Below are 12,875 nucleotides of genomic sequence, written 5' to 3' on the forward strand. Positions count from 1 at the left end.
CCCCGCGCCGGCCGGCGCGCCGCGCGCCGAGGGGGGCTGACGGCTCACGCTGCCCACGCTAGGCGGGGTGCGGGCACGCCGCCCGCCGGGACGGCCCGGGCAGGCCCGTACGGGTCACGAGGCGTCAGCCACGTACGGGCGCCTGAATGAGCATCGCCCGGCCTCATGCCCGTGCACATCACCCGACGTCAGGCTCCGTACGCGTCACCCGGCGTCGCTTCCGTACGGGTCACCCCGTGTCCGTCCGCCGGGTCAGCGGGCGCTCCTTCCGCTTGCGGGGCCTCTGGGTGGGGCGCACATTGACGCGGAACGGAAGAAAGGGAAAAACGTGACTTCCCAACCGCCGTCCGGCCGCCCCACAGGTCCCCCCTCGGGCCCCCTCTCGGGTCCCTCCTCCCGCCCAGGGTCGGCCGGTCCGCCGCCACCCTCCGGGCCGCCCTATGGCGGCGGCGGGGGCGGTTCGGGCGGCTTCGGCGGCGGTCGTGGGGGCGGTGGCGGCGGCGAGGGCCCCTGGTGGCGCTCGGTCCCGAAGATCGCCGCGATCACCGCCGTGCTGGTCGCCGCGGTCGTGCTGGCCGTGCTCCTCACTCGCTCCGACGACGGCGGGGACCAGGCGGGCGGCGGTGGCGGCGAGGTCTTCCTGCAGTCCGCGTCGGCCGCCGGCCCGGACCCGTTCACCAAGTCCACGGCCCGTGAGGCCGACACCGCGCAGACGCCCGCGCCGCTGCCCAGCCCGACCCGGCCGACCGGCGCGAACGTGACGCGCAGCGTGTCCGGTTCGGCGGACGGCCTGTACGGCGGGACGAAGAACGTCGCCAGCTGCAACGTCCAGCAGCAGATCGACTTCCTCGCCGCCGATCGGGCCAAGAACGCCGCCTTCGCCTCCGTCCTCGGCATCTCGCAGTCCGCCGTGCCGGGTTACCTGCGCGGCCTGACGCCGCTTCAGCTGCGGGTGGACACCCGCGTCACCAACCACGGCTTCAAGAACGGCGGGCCGACCGCGTACCAGGCGGTGCTCCAGGCCGGGACCGCGGTCATGGTCGACGACCGCGGGGTGCCGCGCGTCCGGTGCGCCTGCGGCAACCCGCTGACCCCGGCCGTCCCGCAGCGGACCGCGCCCAAGACGACGGGCACGGCCTGGCCGGGCTACCGGACGTCGGACGTGGTCGTCGTGGCCCCGTCGGTGACGATCGTGAACATCTTCGTGGTCTACGACCCGGACGACGACGCGTGGTTCACCCGTAAGCCGGGCCACCACGGGCGCACGGACAAGCCGACCTCCCCGCCGACGGCGCCCCCGAAGCCCATCGTGCCGCCGTCGGACTCGCCGTCGATCTCTCCCCCGCCCCTGTCGCCGGCGCCGTGCGTCACGGTGACCGACAGCGCGCAGTCCCTCAGCCCGTCCGAGTCGCCATGCCCGGCGAGCCTGGTGCCGCCGAGCTCCGCGTCGCCGGACACGGTGTCCCCCGCGACACCCGACTCGGACACTCCGAGTCCGCCGTCGGAGCCGGCGTCGCCCGACGGGCCGCCCAGCGACGGCACGGTGGACCAGTCGGCGGGCGTCGACTCCCCGGCACCCGGCGACTCCGGTCCGGCGGCCTTCGACGGCCCGGTGTCCCCCGACGCCGGCCCGGACGGCTCGTACCCGGCCCAGGGACCGGACGCGCCGTTCACCGGATCGACGTTCTGACCTGCCGGTTCGCCTACCTGCCCCCGCCCGGGGACGGCCGTCCGAAACTCGGATGACCGTCCCCGGGCGCGTGTGTACGGTCGTACGAGTGGAACCACTCACCGAACAACAGATCCGCGCGTCCTTCGTGAACTGCACCAAGGGCGAGGCGGCCCGCCTCCGCCTCCCGCTCGACTTCGCGGAACTCCCCTGGCAGGACCTCGACTTCCTCGGTTGGATCGACCCCGGAGCGCCGCTGCGCGCCCATGTCGTCGCCCCCGGAGCGGACGGCCGTCCGCTCGGCGTCACCCTGCGGGTGCCGGCCGCACGCCGGACCAGCGCGGTCAAGTCCAGCGTGTGCCAGGTCTGCCAGACCGCTCACGCCTCGTCGGGCGTCACCCTGCTCGCCGCCCCGCTGGCGGGCACGAAGGGGCGCGAGGGCAACACCGTCGGCATCTACCTCTGCGCGGACCTCGCCTGTTCGCTGTACGTGCGCGGCAAGAAGCAGCCCAAGCTGCGGGCGGGCGGCCAGGAGGAGACCCTGTCGGTCGACGAGAAGGTCGCCCGCGCGACGGACAACCTCCATGCCTTCCTCGCCAAGGTCACCACCTAGGGCATGTCCGACCCTGATCCGCCGGACAGGCCCTAGCCGAGGTCGTCCGCGATCAGCGGAAGGCCGCCTCGCCGGTCAGCGCCTTGCCGACGACCAGGGCGTGGACCTCGCTGGTCCCCTCGTAGGTGAGCACCGACTCCAGGTTGTTGGCGTGCCGCATCACCGGGTACTCCAGGGTGATCCCGTTCGCGCCCAGGACGGTGCGGCACTGCCGGGCGATCTCGATCGCCTCCCGGACGTTGTTGAGCTTGCCCACACTGACCTGCTCGGGCGTCAGCTGCCCGGCGTCCTTGAGCCGGCCCAGGTGCAGGGCGAGCAGCATGCCCTTGCCGAGTTCCAGGGACATGTCGGCGAGCTTCTGCTGGGTGAGCTGGTACGAGGCGAGCGAGCGGGCGAACACGACGCGCTCGCCGGCATACGAGATCGCCGTCTCCAGGCAGTCCCGGGCCGCGCCGAGCGCGCCGAAGACGATGCCGAAGCGGGCCTCGTTGAGGCAGCCGAGCGGGCCGGACAGGCCGCGCGCGCCGGGCAGCATCGCGTCGGCCGGCAGCCGCACGCCCTCCAGGACCAGCTCGCTGGTGACGCTCGCCCGCAGCGAGAGCTTCTGCTTGATCTCCGGGGCGCTGAAACCGGGCGTCCCGGCGGGCACCAGGAAGCCGCGCACCCCCTCGTCGGTGCGGGCCCACACCACGGCGACGTCGGCGACCGAGCCGTTCGTGATCCACATCTTCGTACCGTCGAGGATCCAGTCCGCGCCGTCCCGCTTGGCTCGCGTGCGCATCGCGCCCGGGTCGGAGCCCGCGTCGGGCTCGGTGAGCCCGAAGCAGCCGATGGTCTCGCCCGCGGCCATTCCCGGCAGCCACTGCTGCTTCTGCTCCTCGGAGCCGTACTTCCAGATCGCGTACATGGCGAGGGAGCCCTGCACGGAGACGAGGCTGCGCAGCCCGGAGTCGACCGCCTCCAGTTCCAGACAGGCCAGGCCGTACGCGACGGCGTTGGTTCCGGCGCAGCCGTAGCCCTCCAGGTGCATGCCGAGGACGCCGAGTCCGCCGAGGGTGCGGGCGAGCTCGCGGGCCGGGATCTCGCCGCGCTCGAACCAGCCGGCGACGTGCGGGCGCAGCTCGCGGTCCGCCAGGGCCCGCACGGTGCGGCGGATCTCGCGCTCCTCGTCGGTCAGCAGGCCGTCGAGGGCGAGCAGGTCGAAGGGGTGGACGGGCGACGACTTCATGTTCCGGCCTCCAGGCTGTGGGCGCACCGCCGGGTCCGTACGGCTCCCGGCCGCTCGCAGAGTAGCCGCAGATCGGATTTTGGATCCAGTATTGAATTTCGGCGGACCGCTGCGTACGTTCGCCTCCGTCGGACGGGCGAAGGAGCAACGAGTGAGCGAGATGGCGGCAGACCCGCAGGAAACGGGCATGGACGCGGGCATGGACGCGGGCACGGGTGCGCTGTCCGGGATCGTCGTCGCCGACTTCGGCCGCGTCCTCGCCGGCCCGTACATGACGATGCTGCTGGCCGATCTCGGGGCCGACGTGATCAAGATCGAGCGCCCCGGGTCGGGCGACGACACGCGGGCCTGGGGCCCGCCGTTCGTGGACGGGGAGGCCACGTACTTCCTCGGCGTCAACCGCAACAAGCGCTCGGTCGCCCTCGATCTGACCGACCCGCGGGGCCGTGAGGCGGCGCGCGCGATCGTCGCCCGCGCCGACGTGCTGGTGGAGAACTTCCGCCCGGGGACCATGGAGAAGCTCGGTCTCGGGTACGAGGAGCTGAGCGCGCTCCACCCGGGTCTCGTCTACTGCTCGGTCACCGGCTTCGGCACGGACGGCGGGGCGCATCTGCCCGGCTACGACCTGCTCGTACAGGCCATGGGCGGGTTGATGAGCGTCACCGGCGAGCCGGACGGCCGGGGCACGAAGGCGGGCGTGGCGCTGGTCGACGTGATCACCGGACTGCACGCGGGCATGGGCGTACTGGCCGCGCTGCGGCACCGCGAGCGCACCGGCCGCGGTCAGCGGGTGGAGGTGTCGCTGCTCGGCTCGCTGCTCTCCGCGCTGACCAACCAGGCGTCGGCGTACGTCGGCGCGGGCGTGGTCCCGCGGGCGATGGGCAACCGGCATCCGAGCATCGCCCCGTACGAGGTGTTCGACGCGCTCGACCGGCCGTTGGCGCTCGCGGTCGGCAACGACCGCCAGTTCCGCGCCCTCTGCGCCCGGCTCGGCCTGCCCGCGCTGGCCGACGACGCCCGCTTCGCCACCAACACGGCCCGGGTCTCCCACCGCGATGAGCTGGTCGCCGCGCTGTCCGGGCCGCTCGCCGGGCGGACCGCGGACGCCTGGTTCGAGGAGCTCACCGCGGCCGGGGTGCCGTGCGGGCCGATCAACGACCTCGCGGCCGCCTTCGACCTGGCCGACCGGCTCGGTCTCGACCCGCGGGTACGGGTGGACGGCGACGGCGCGGGCGCGGCCGCCGAACAGGTCGCGAACCCGATCGGCCTCGACGGCACCCCGGCCTCGTACCGCAGCGCGCCGCCCCGGTTGGGCGAGCACACGCAGGCGCTCCTCGCCGAGCTGGGGCTCGCGGCAGGAGAGGGAGCCGCCCCGTAGGAAGATGGGCAGGTCACGACGGCGAGGAGAGGTCAGAGGCGATGAGCAGCTCGGTGCAGAGGCGGCGGCCGCCGACCGCCCAGCAGTTCGTCCTGGAGGAGCTGCGGCGCGCGATCACCGGCGGCGAGCTGCGCCCGGGCGCGCCGATCCGGCAGGACGCGCTCGCCGCGCGGCTGGACGTGAGCCGGGTGCCGCTGCGCGAGGCGCTGAAGATCCTGGAGGGCGAGGGCCTGGTCGTCCACCACGCGCACCGCGGCTACTTCGTCGCCGAGCTGTCCCTCGCGGACCTGGAAGAGGTGTACCGCATCCGGGCGCTCCTGGAGGGGGAGGCGGTCCGGCAGGCGGTCGCGCGGTCGGGGCCCGGGCTCGCGGACGCCCTGAATGAGGCGCAGGCGGCGGTGGAGCGGGCCGGCGAGGCCGGGGACGTGGCGGAGATGACCGCGGCGAACCGGCAGTTCCACTTCACCGTCATCGAGGCGTCGGGGATGCCGCGGCTGGTCCGCCTGATCGGCACGCTATGGGACGCGACCGACGCGTACCGCTCCCTGTACTACGCCGAGCGCCCCAACCGCGAGCGCGTCCAGCACGAGCACCGCGCGGTCGTGGCCGCGCTGCGCGCGGGCGACGCCGAGGAGGCCGTACGCCTCCTCGACCTGCACCGCGAGCACGCGGTATCGGCCCTGCGGGAGGTCCTGGACCTGGGCTGACGGGGTGTCAAGCATGGGAGGCGGCCCGGAAATCCAGATGCCGGGCGCGCCTCCGGCTCCCTAGGCTCCCCCACATGCATCCCGACACCCCCGCTGCCCCCGACGCGAGCCTCCTGAACGTCGTCGACGTCGAGGCGACCTGCTGGGACGGACAGCCGCCGCCCGGTGCGGTGAGCGAGATCATCGAGATCGGCCTGACCGTCGTCGACCTCGCGGCGCACCGCCGGCTCGGCCGGCACCGCATTCTGGTCCGCCCCGCCCGGTCGCGGGTGAGCGCGTTCTGCACGGAGCTGACCGGGCTGACCCAAGCCGAGGTGGACGGCGGCGTGTCGTTCGCCGAGGCCTGCCGACTGCTGGCCCGCGAGCACCGGGCGGGGATTCGCCCGTGGGCGAGTTGGGGCGACTACGACCGCAACCAGTTCACCCGCCAGTGCCGGGCGACCGGCGTCGCGTACCCCTTCGGCACGGTTCACACCAACGCCAAGGCCGTCTTCACCGACAGTCACGGCCTGCGCAAACGCCCCGGCATGGCCCGCGCCCTGACCGTGGCGGGCCTCCCCCTGGAGGGCCGGCACCACAGCGGCGAGGACGACGCCTGGAACATCGCCGCGCTCGTGCTCGACGTGGCGGACCGCGGCGGCTGGCCGACGCCGGCCCTCTGAACGCGGGTCGGACGGCACGCCCCCGCCCAACGAGACGCGTCCGCCCTCTAGGGACCGACTGGACGGTATGTCATTCTTCCGTTCGACGGCGGTCCGGCTGGCGCGGGGCGTCGTGCGGGAGCGAGCCGATCGACGCCGGTGGAGGAACGCGATGCCGCATGCCGTACGGGACCGATCGGTCGACGCCGAGGCGGTGGCCGTGCTGCACCGGGCCGCGCGGGTCCTGTTGGGCGATCTGCCGGGCCTCGCGGAGCGCCTTGCGGGCGCGCTCGCGGCGCAGCAGCCCGCGTTCCGCGCGGCGCTCGCCGCCGATCCCGTGGGCGTACGGGAGGAGGTGCGGGCCTCGTTGGGGCACCATGTCGGCTCGCTGCTCGGTCCGGGGCCGTCCGGCGCGGCGGCCCGCCGGTGCGCGGCCGAGGTCGGGGCGTCGTGGGCCGCCCGGGAGCTGCCTCTGGACGCCGTGCTGCAGGCCTTCCGGCTCGGCGGCGGCCTGGTCTGGCAGGAGCTGGTCGACGAGACGGCCCGGCGCGACCCCGACGACGTGCGCCTGCTCGTCCATGTCGCCGCCGACGTCTGGAACTTCATGGACGAGCACTGCACCCTCGTCGCGGACGCCCATCGTCGGGCGGCGAGGCGGACGGCCGGCGGGCGGGAGGACAGGCTGCGCCGGATGACCGCGGCGCTGCTCGACGGCACCACGCGGATCGCCGACCTGCCGGAGGTCGCGGACGCGCTCGGGCTGCCGGCGGAGGGCGCGTACGCGGTGGTGGCGGCGGCCGGCCGCCCGGACGTCCGGGCGCTCGCCGGTACCGAGGGCGGGCCGCGGATCGTCTGGCACGTGGAGGCGGAGGCCGCGTACGGGCTCGTGCTCGTCGGCGACGGCACGCTCCGCGCGCTGGCACGGACCCTGACCGGGCCGCCGGGGACGGCGATCGGCATCGGCTCGCGGGTGGAGACGCTGGCCGCCGTCGGCGACGCCCGTCGACTCGCGGAGGTGGCGCTGCGAGCCTGCCCGCCGGGCGGAGGCACCGTCCTGCTCGACGAGCATCTGCCCGCCGCGCTGCTCGCGTCCTCGCCGGCCCTCGGGGCCACGCTCGCCGAGCGGGTGCTCGGCCCGGTGCTCCGGCTCGAACCCGCAGACCGGGACGTGCTGATCGAGACGCTGAGCGCCTGGCTCGACTGCGACGGGAGCGCCCAGCGCGCCGCCCACCAGCTGTACTGCCACCGCAATACGGTGCTCAACCGGCTGCGCCGCCTGGAGCAGCTCACCGGGCGCTCGCTGACCCGCCCGGCGGACGTGGTCGAGCTGTCGCTCGCGCTGACCGCCCGCTGCCGCCTGCGCCTGTGACGGGCGCCCCGTCCGGACCTGTCCGTCTGCGTGCGCTCCGACGCACGGGGTAGTCGTCACCGTATGACCGAAATGCCTGTCGTTGTCGCCGTCGACGGATCCGAGCACAGCCGCCGGGCCCTGGAGTGGGCGCTCGGCGCTGCCCACCGGCTCGGCGCGGAGCTGCGCGTCGTCCATGTCAGCCCCGAGGAACTCCAGGTGGGCCTGGCCCGCATCCACTCGCTCGGCCAGGACCCGGAGATCGTCGACGCCGTCCTCGACGGGGCGAGAAGGCGGGTGGAGGCGTACGCCGACGGCACGGTGCGTGCCTCGTACGAGACGTTGGAGGGCTCCGTCTCCGACGCGCTGCTCGCGCAGGCCCGCAAGGCCCGCATGCTGGTGCTCGGCTCGCGCGGCCGCGGCGGCTTCGCGAGCCTGCTGCTCGGCTCGACGAGCCGGTCGCTCACCTCGGTCGCGCCCTGCCCCGTCGTGGTGGTGCCGCACGAGGCGCGGGCCGCGGCGCTGGCGGACCGGCCGGAGGCCGGACGGGTGGTGCTCGGCCTGCATCCGGAGGAGACCGCGGACGACGTCCTGGAGTTCGCCTTCCAGGAGGCGCGGCGGCGGGGCGTGGCGCTTGAGGCGGTGACGGCGTACCCGGTGCCCGTGTCGCCGCTGCTGATGGTCGGGCCGCCCGCGCCCGTGATGCCGCTGACCGAGCTGCCCGACCCGGACCGGCCGGAGCTGGTCGAGGAGGCGAAGGAGCACCAGGCGACCAGGCTGGGGCCGTTCACCGAGCGGTACCGGAGCGTGGAGGTGTCACAGGTGGTCGCGCCCTCGGACGCGGCGGGCCGGCTCGTCGAGGACTCCCGGACCGCCGGTCTCCTGGTCGTCGGCCGGCACCACCGCCGGCTGCGCCCTGAGGCAATGCTGATGGGTTCGGTGGCGAACGCGGTGCTGCTGCACGCCGAGTGCCCGGTCGCGGTGGTCCCGGCCCGCCCGGAGCAGCCCTCGACGCACTGAGCCGCACTGAGCCGCGCCGCCCGGAGGGGTCGGGTGCGGGGCGGCCGCGCGGAATGTAGTACCTGTGGACTCGTCGTCGTACGTCCGCACCGCGAGGAGCTCCCATGATCCCGGCCGAGCAGGCCCAGCCGCACCGCAACCTCCAGGCGCCCGCCGCGCAGGCGTCCCTCGGCGCGGGCGTGATCGTCACCGACGCGGAGGGGCGGGTACTGCTCGGGCTGCATCCGACGGGGGTGTGGGAGCTGCCCGGCGGGAAGGTGGACCCGGGCGAGTCGATCGAGGTCGCGGCGGCCCGCGAGCTGGCCGAGGAGACCACGCTGGAGGCGGACCCGGACGACGTCGAGGTCGTCGCGATCCTGCTGGACGCGCTGCACGAGGCCCGGTTGACCCGGATGACGGCGGTGGCGGTCGTCCGGGCGCACCGCGGCACGCCGGCCGTGGCCGAGCCGGACAAGATCGACCGCTGGGAGTGGTTCGCCCCGGACGCGCTGCCGGGGCCGCTGTTCGTCCCGTCGAGCCAGGCCCTGAAGAGCTGGCGGCCCGAACTGCCGCTGGAGAACGGTGCGTTCCACCGGTACGCGGTGCACCACGACGCCTGACACGGGCCGACGCCTTCCCCTCGTCCGCCTGCCTCCGCGCCTCCTCCGTGCGCCCCTCGTCCACCCACCCCCGCGCCTCCTCAATGCGCCCCGCACCGCCCCGACTCCCCCGATTAGCGCCGGATTTCGCCGGTTCCGGCCGGTGCAGCGCGGGCAGTCTCGTCGGGTGCGCCATGAAACGCGTCCCCCACGGAGGTCCCCGGCGTGAAGCGATTCCTCGGACGGGTCCGCATGACCGAGCCCACTGTCTCCGCCGCCGAACGGGAGCTCTTCGGCGGCCCGTTGCGGTACGAGACGGGCTGGTCGCAGCACGAGCGCGCGCAGCTGGACCTGACGATGCTCACGGCGATCCGCGCGATGCCGCGGCTGGTCGGCGGCACCCTGCGGCGCGCCTGGCGGGCGGACCGTCCGTCGCTGCTCGGCGTCGGCGTGAGCGAGGTGGGCCAGGGCATCGCGGCGGCGGCGAGCCTGCTCGCCGTGAACGGGGTGATGCACGCCCTCCTGGACGGCGGGACGGCCCCCGAACGGCTGCGCGCCGCGCTGCCGTCGCTGCTGCTGGTGGCGGTGGTCGCGGTGGTGAACGCGGGCCTGGCGGGCTGGTCCACGTCCCGGGCGGGCCGGCTGGAGCCGCTGGTGGAGCGGATCGCGACCACCGAGTACCTGGCGGCGGCGACGGCGGTCGAGCTGGAGGCGATCGAGGACCCGGCGTTCCGCCGGCTGATCGACGTGGCGCAGTACGGGGCGGCGTCCGCGCGGCGCATGATCGGGGCCTGCGTGGCGGCGCTCAACGGCACGATCGCGCTGATCGCGACGGGCGGCGTGCTCGCGGTGCTGCATCCGGCGCTGCTGCCGATGCTGCTGCTGATCGCCGCGCCGCGCGGCTGGGGCGCGATGCGGGTCGCCCAGGAACGGTACGTGTCGGTGATGACGTGGGTGGAGCACGTACGGGCCAGCCGGCTCATCGGCAATCTGCTCACCGAGCGCGAGGCGGCGCAGGAGGTGCGCATCCACGGGGTGGGGGCCTTCCTGCTCGACCGGTACCGGGACATGGCGCAGAGCGCGGAGGCCGAGCAGCGCCGTCTCGCCGACGGCAAGGCGGTCACCGAGCTGGTGGCGGCGGCGCTTTCCGGGCTCGCGACGGCGGCCACGTACGGGGTGATGGGCTGGCTCATCATGGCCGGTCACATGGATCTGGCCGTCGCGGGCACGGCGGTGATCGCGGTGCGCGCGGGTTCGGCGAGCCTGGGGGCGCTGGTGATGAACGTGAACCAGCTCCACGAGGAGAGCCTGTACGTCCAGGACCACGACCGCTTCCTCGCGGAGGCGGCGGCGCGGGCGATCCCGGCCGGGGGCGCGGACGTGCCGGTGCGGGTGAGCGGGGTGACCCTGGAGAAGGTGACGTACCGCTACCCCGACCGGGACGAACCGGCCCTGGACGGGGTCTCGTTGGCGGTCCCGATGGGGTCGGTGGTCGCGGTGGTCGGCGAGAACGGCTCGGGCAAGAGCACGCTGATGAAGATCCTCGCGGGGCTGCTGCTGCCGCACGGCGGCGCGGTTCGCTGGGGCGAGGCGGATCTCGCCGGTCTCGACCGCGCCCAGCTGTTCGACCGGGTGTCGCTGCTCACCCAGGACTTCCAGCGCTGGCCGGTGACGGCGGCGATGAACATCCGTATCGGGCGTCCGAGCCGGGAGGCGGGCGAGGAGGAGCTGGCGCCCTCGGTCGCGTACGCGAGCGCGGGGTCGGTGATCGGGAAACTCCCGCACGGGCTGCGGACGTTGCTGGCCCGCATGTTCCGCGGCGCGGCGGAGATCTCCGGCGGCGAGTGGCAGAAGATCGGCCTGGCCCGCACGCACTGGCGGGCCCGCACCGGCACGGCGGACGGCGTCCTGGTGGTCGACGAGCCGACCTCGGCGCTCGACCCGGAGGCGGAGATCGCCGCGTTCGAGCGGATCCGCCGGCTCGCCGGGCCGGAGCGGGCGGTGGTCCTGGTGACCCACCGCATGTCGGGCGTCCGCCATGCCGACGTGATCTACGTGCTGCACGAGGGACGCCTTGTCGAACAGGGCACGCACGACACGCTGATCGCCCTGGACGGCCGCTATGCGTCCATGTTCCGCACCCAGGCCGCGCAGTACGCCCCGGCCGTGCCCCGCCAGGCCGAGGCGGCCGCCGCCGAACCGGCCCCCGCCGACCCCGAACCGTCGTGAGACGTACGGACGTTCAGTGCGCGACGGTCACGACGATCTTGCCGACCTGGTTGCCGGCCTCCATGTGGCGGTGGGCGTCGGCGATCTCGTCCAGGGTGAACACCCGGTCCACGACGGGCGCGAACGCGCCGGTGCGCAGGCCGGAGGCGACGAACGCCTCGGCGCGGCGCAGCCGTTCGGGATCCATGGTGGTCTCGAGCGCGGTGTAGGTGCGCATGTTCAGCGCGGGCATGCCGAGTTCGAACCCGGGGTACGGGGTCGGCTCGCCGCTGAGCGCGCCGTACAGGAAGAGCGTGCCGCCGGGGGCGACGACCCGGGCCAGATCGAGGACGCCGGGACCGGCGACGGCGTCGAAGACGAACTCGGCACCCCTTCCCCGGGTCAGCTCGCGCACCCGGCCGACGACGTCCTCCTGGTCGGTGACGATCACGTCGGCGGCCCCGGCCGCGAGCAGCGCGTCCTTCTTGGCGGGGGTGCGGGTGGTGGCGACGGGCACGGCGCCGACACGCCGGGCGACCTGGATCGCGGCGAGGCCGACGCTGCTGGACGCCGCGGTCAGCACGACGGTGTCGCCGGCCCGCATCCCGCCGACCTCCACCAGCGCGCCGTACGCCGTGAGGAACGGCATCCACACCGCGGCGCCGGAGACGGCGTCCATCCCCTCGGGGCGGTGCAGCACCGCGGTCGCGGGGACGATCGCGCGCTCGGCGTAGACGCCGTGACGGTTCATCGAGAACGCGGGCACCACGCTGACCGGCTGTCCGGCCGCGAAGCCGATCACGCCCGGGCCGACGGCCTCGACGACGCCGGCGGCCTCGGTGCCGAGCCGGGCGGGGAACTCCTTGACGGGCTCGATGTAGTGGCCGGTGCGGAACAGCACCTCGGCCCGGTTCACGCCGATCGCGTCGACGCGGACGAGCAGCTCGCCGGGGCCCGGCTCGCCGACCTCCACGTCCTCGATCCGCAGCACCTCGGGCCCGCCGTGCTCGTGGAATCGCACCGTCCTGGCCATCACGCATCCCCCTTCGACCGATGACGGCGACGCGTTCGGCGCGCCGCCGGTGCCAACTGAAGCGGAAACTACGATCACTGTCAAACTTCGATGGCCGTCATACTTTGACTGCCGCCATACTTCGATGCGTGTCGTAGCATGGGCGCTGGAGGTCGAGGCTGAATGACGACGACACAGCGCGGCGGAGGGGATCGCGTCCCACCGCACCCTGACGTGCGAACGGTTCCGCTGCAGCAAGTGCTGGAGGCCGTGGTGGACCCGGTGCGCCGCCGGATCGTCCGCGAACTGGCCTGTGCCGAACAGGACCTCGCATGCGGCACGATCGAGCTGCCGGTCAGCAGGTCGACGGCCACGCACCACTTCCACGTGCTCCGCGAGGCGGGCCTCATCCGCCAGTACTACGTCGGCACCTCGCGCATGAACGCGCTGCGCCGCGACGAGTTCGACACCGC

General features: G+C 74.3%; 12 protein-coding genes. 10 read left to right on the top strand and 2 right to left on the bottom strand.

What is annotated here, in order from left to right:
- Positions 1 to 328 precede the first annotated feature (328 nt).
- Both VIU94_RS28465 and VIU94_RS28470 read left to right on the top strand, forming a co-directional pair.
- Positions 329 to 1,690, top strand: a complete 1,362-nt coding sequence (locus VIU94_RS28465) for a DUF6777 domain-containing protein (protein ID WP_331915501.1) — start codon at positions 329 to 331, stop codon at positions 1,688 to 1,690.
- Positions 1,691 to 1,778: 88 nt separating this feature from the next.
- Entirely contained in the window at positions 1,779 to 2,282 is a 504-nt protein-coding gene (locus VIU94_RS28470; RefSeq protein WP_331915503.1) for an FBP domain-containing protein, read from the top strand.
- A 52-nt stretch (positions 2,283 to 2,334) separates the two neighbouring features.
- Here VIU94_RS28470 and VIU94_RS28475 read toward each other — a convergent pair whose 3' ends face one another.
- Entirely contained in the window at positions 2,335 to 3,510 is a 1,176-nt protein-coding gene (locus VIU94_RS28475; RefSeq protein WP_331915505.1) for an acyl-CoA dehydrogenase family protein, read from the bottom strand.
- Positions 3,511 to 3,670: 160 nt separating this feature from the next.
- Between VIU94_RS28475 and VIU94_RS28480 the strand changes: the two genes are divergently transcribed.
- From VIU94_RS28480 to VIU94_RS28510, 7 genes are all read left to right on the top strand, one after another.
- Complete coding sequence (locus VIU94_RS28480; protein ID WP_331915523.1) at positions 3,671 to 4,888, top strand: CaiB/BaiF CoA transferase family protein; 1,218 nt, start codon at positions 3,671 to 3,673, stop codon at positions 4,886 to 4,888.
- Between the two features lie 41 nt (positions 4,889 to 4,929).
- Positions 4,930 to 5,595, top strand: coding sequence for a GntR family transcriptional regulator (locus VIU94_RS28485; protein ID WP_331915507.1), 666 nt, complete (start codon positions 4,930 to 4,932; stop codon positions 5,593 to 5,595).
- A gap of 74 nt (positions 5,596 to 5,669) precedes the next feature.
- Complete coding sequence (locus VIU94_RS28490) at positions 5,670 to 6,257, top strand: 3'-5' exonuclease (protein ID WP_331915509.1); 588 nt, start codon at positions 5,670 to 5,672, stop codon at positions 6,255 to 6,257.
- A 151-nt stretch (positions 6,258 to 6,408) separates the two neighbouring features.
- Positions 6,409 to 7,605: an RsbRD N-terminal domain-containing protein gene (locus VIU94_RS28495; protein ID WP_331915511.1), complete on the top strand. Its 1,197-nt coding sequence runs from the start codon at positions 6,409 to 6,411 to the stop codon at positions 7,603 to 7,605.
- Positions 7,606 to 7,668: 63 nt separating this feature from the next.
- Positions 7,669 to 8,604 carry a universal stress protein gene (locus VIU94_RS28500; protein WP_331915513.1) on the top strand — a complete coding sequence of 312 codons (936 nt, stop codon included), beginning with the start codon at positions 7,669 to 7,671 and terminating at the stop codon, positions 8,602 to 8,604.
- Between the two features lie 104 nt (positions 8,605 to 8,708).
- Positions 8,709 to 9,203, top strand: a complete 495-nt coding sequence (locus VIU94_RS28505; protein ID WP_331915515.1) for a nucleotide triphosphate diphosphatase NUDT15 — start codon at positions 8,709 to 8,711, stop codon at positions 9,201 to 9,203.
- A gap of 231 nt (positions 9,204 to 9,434) precedes the next feature.
- Positions 9,435 to 11,411 carry an ATP-binding cassette domain-containing protein gene (locus tag VIU94_RS28510; protein ID WP_331915517.1) on the top strand — a complete coding sequence of 659 codons (1,977 nt, stop codon included), beginning with the start codon at positions 9,435 to 9,437 and terminating at the stop codon, positions 11,409 to 11,411.
- A gap of 13 nt (positions 11,412 to 11,424) precedes the next feature.
- On the opposite strand, the gene VIU94_RS28515 is transcribed toward VIU94_RS28510, so the two are convergent.
- Positions 11,425 to 12,423 carry a zinc-dependent alcohol dehydrogenase family protein gene (locus tag VIU94_RS28515; protein WP_331915519.1) on the bottom strand — a complete coding sequence of 333 codons (999 nt, stop codon included), beginning with the start codon at positions 12,421 to 12,423 and terminating at the stop codon, positions 11,425 to 11,427.
- A gap of 162 nt (positions 12,424 to 12,585) precedes the next feature.
- Between VIU94_RS28515 and VIU94_RS28520 the strand changes: the two genes are divergently transcribed.
- A partial coding sequence (locus tag VIU94_RS28520; protein WP_331915521.1) for an ArsR/SmtB family transcription factor occupies positions 12,586 to 12,875 on the top strand: 290 nt, incomplete at its 3' end.

Origin of the sequence: Streptomyces sp. (genome assembly GCF_036566765.1) — a bacterium.
In the GTDB taxonomy this organism is placed as follows: domain Bacteria; phylum Actinomycetota; class Actinomycetes; order Streptomycetales; family Streptomycetaceae; genus Streptomyces.

Excerpts from the sequence above, each read along its gene's own strand:
- VIU94_RS28475 (WP_331915505.1), bottom strand. The coding sequence starts at position 3,510 with ATGAAGTCGTCGCCCGTCCACCCCTTCGACCTGCTCGCCCTCGACGGC.
- VIU94_RS28480 (WP_331915523.1), top strand. The coding sequence starts at position 3,671 with ATGGCGGCAGACCCGCAGGAAACGGGCATGGACGCGGGCATGGACGCG.
- VIU94_RS28485 (WP_331915507.1), top strand. The coding sequence starts at position 4,930 with ATGAGCAGCTCGGTGCAGAGGCGGCGGCCGCCGACCGCCCAGCAGTTC.
- VIU94_RS28490 (WP_331915509.1), top strand. The coding sequence starts at position 5,670 with ATGCATCCCGACACCCCCGCTGCCCCCGACGCGAGCCTCCTGAACGTC.
- VIU94_RS28495 (WP_331915511.1), top strand. The coding sequence starts at position 6,409 with ATGCCGCATGCCGTACGGGACCGATCGGTCGACGCCGAGGCGGTGGCC.
- VIU94_RS28500 (WP_331915513.1), top strand. The coding sequence starts at position 7,669 with ATGACCGAAATGCCTGTCGTTGTCGCCGTCGACGGATCCGAGCACAGC.
- VIU94_RS28505 (WP_331915515.1), top strand. The coding sequence starts at position 8,709 with ATGATCCCGGCCGAGCAGGCCCAGCCGCACCGCAACCTCCAGGCGCCC.
- VIU94_RS28510 (WP_331915517.1), top strand. The coding sequence starts at position 9,435 with ATGACCGAGCCCACTGTCTCCGCCGCCGAACGGGAGCTCTTCGGCGGC.
- VIU94_RS28515 (WP_331915519.1), bottom strand. The coding sequence starts at position 12,423 with ATGGCCAGGACGGTGCGATTCCACGAGCACGGCGGGCCCGAGGTGCTG.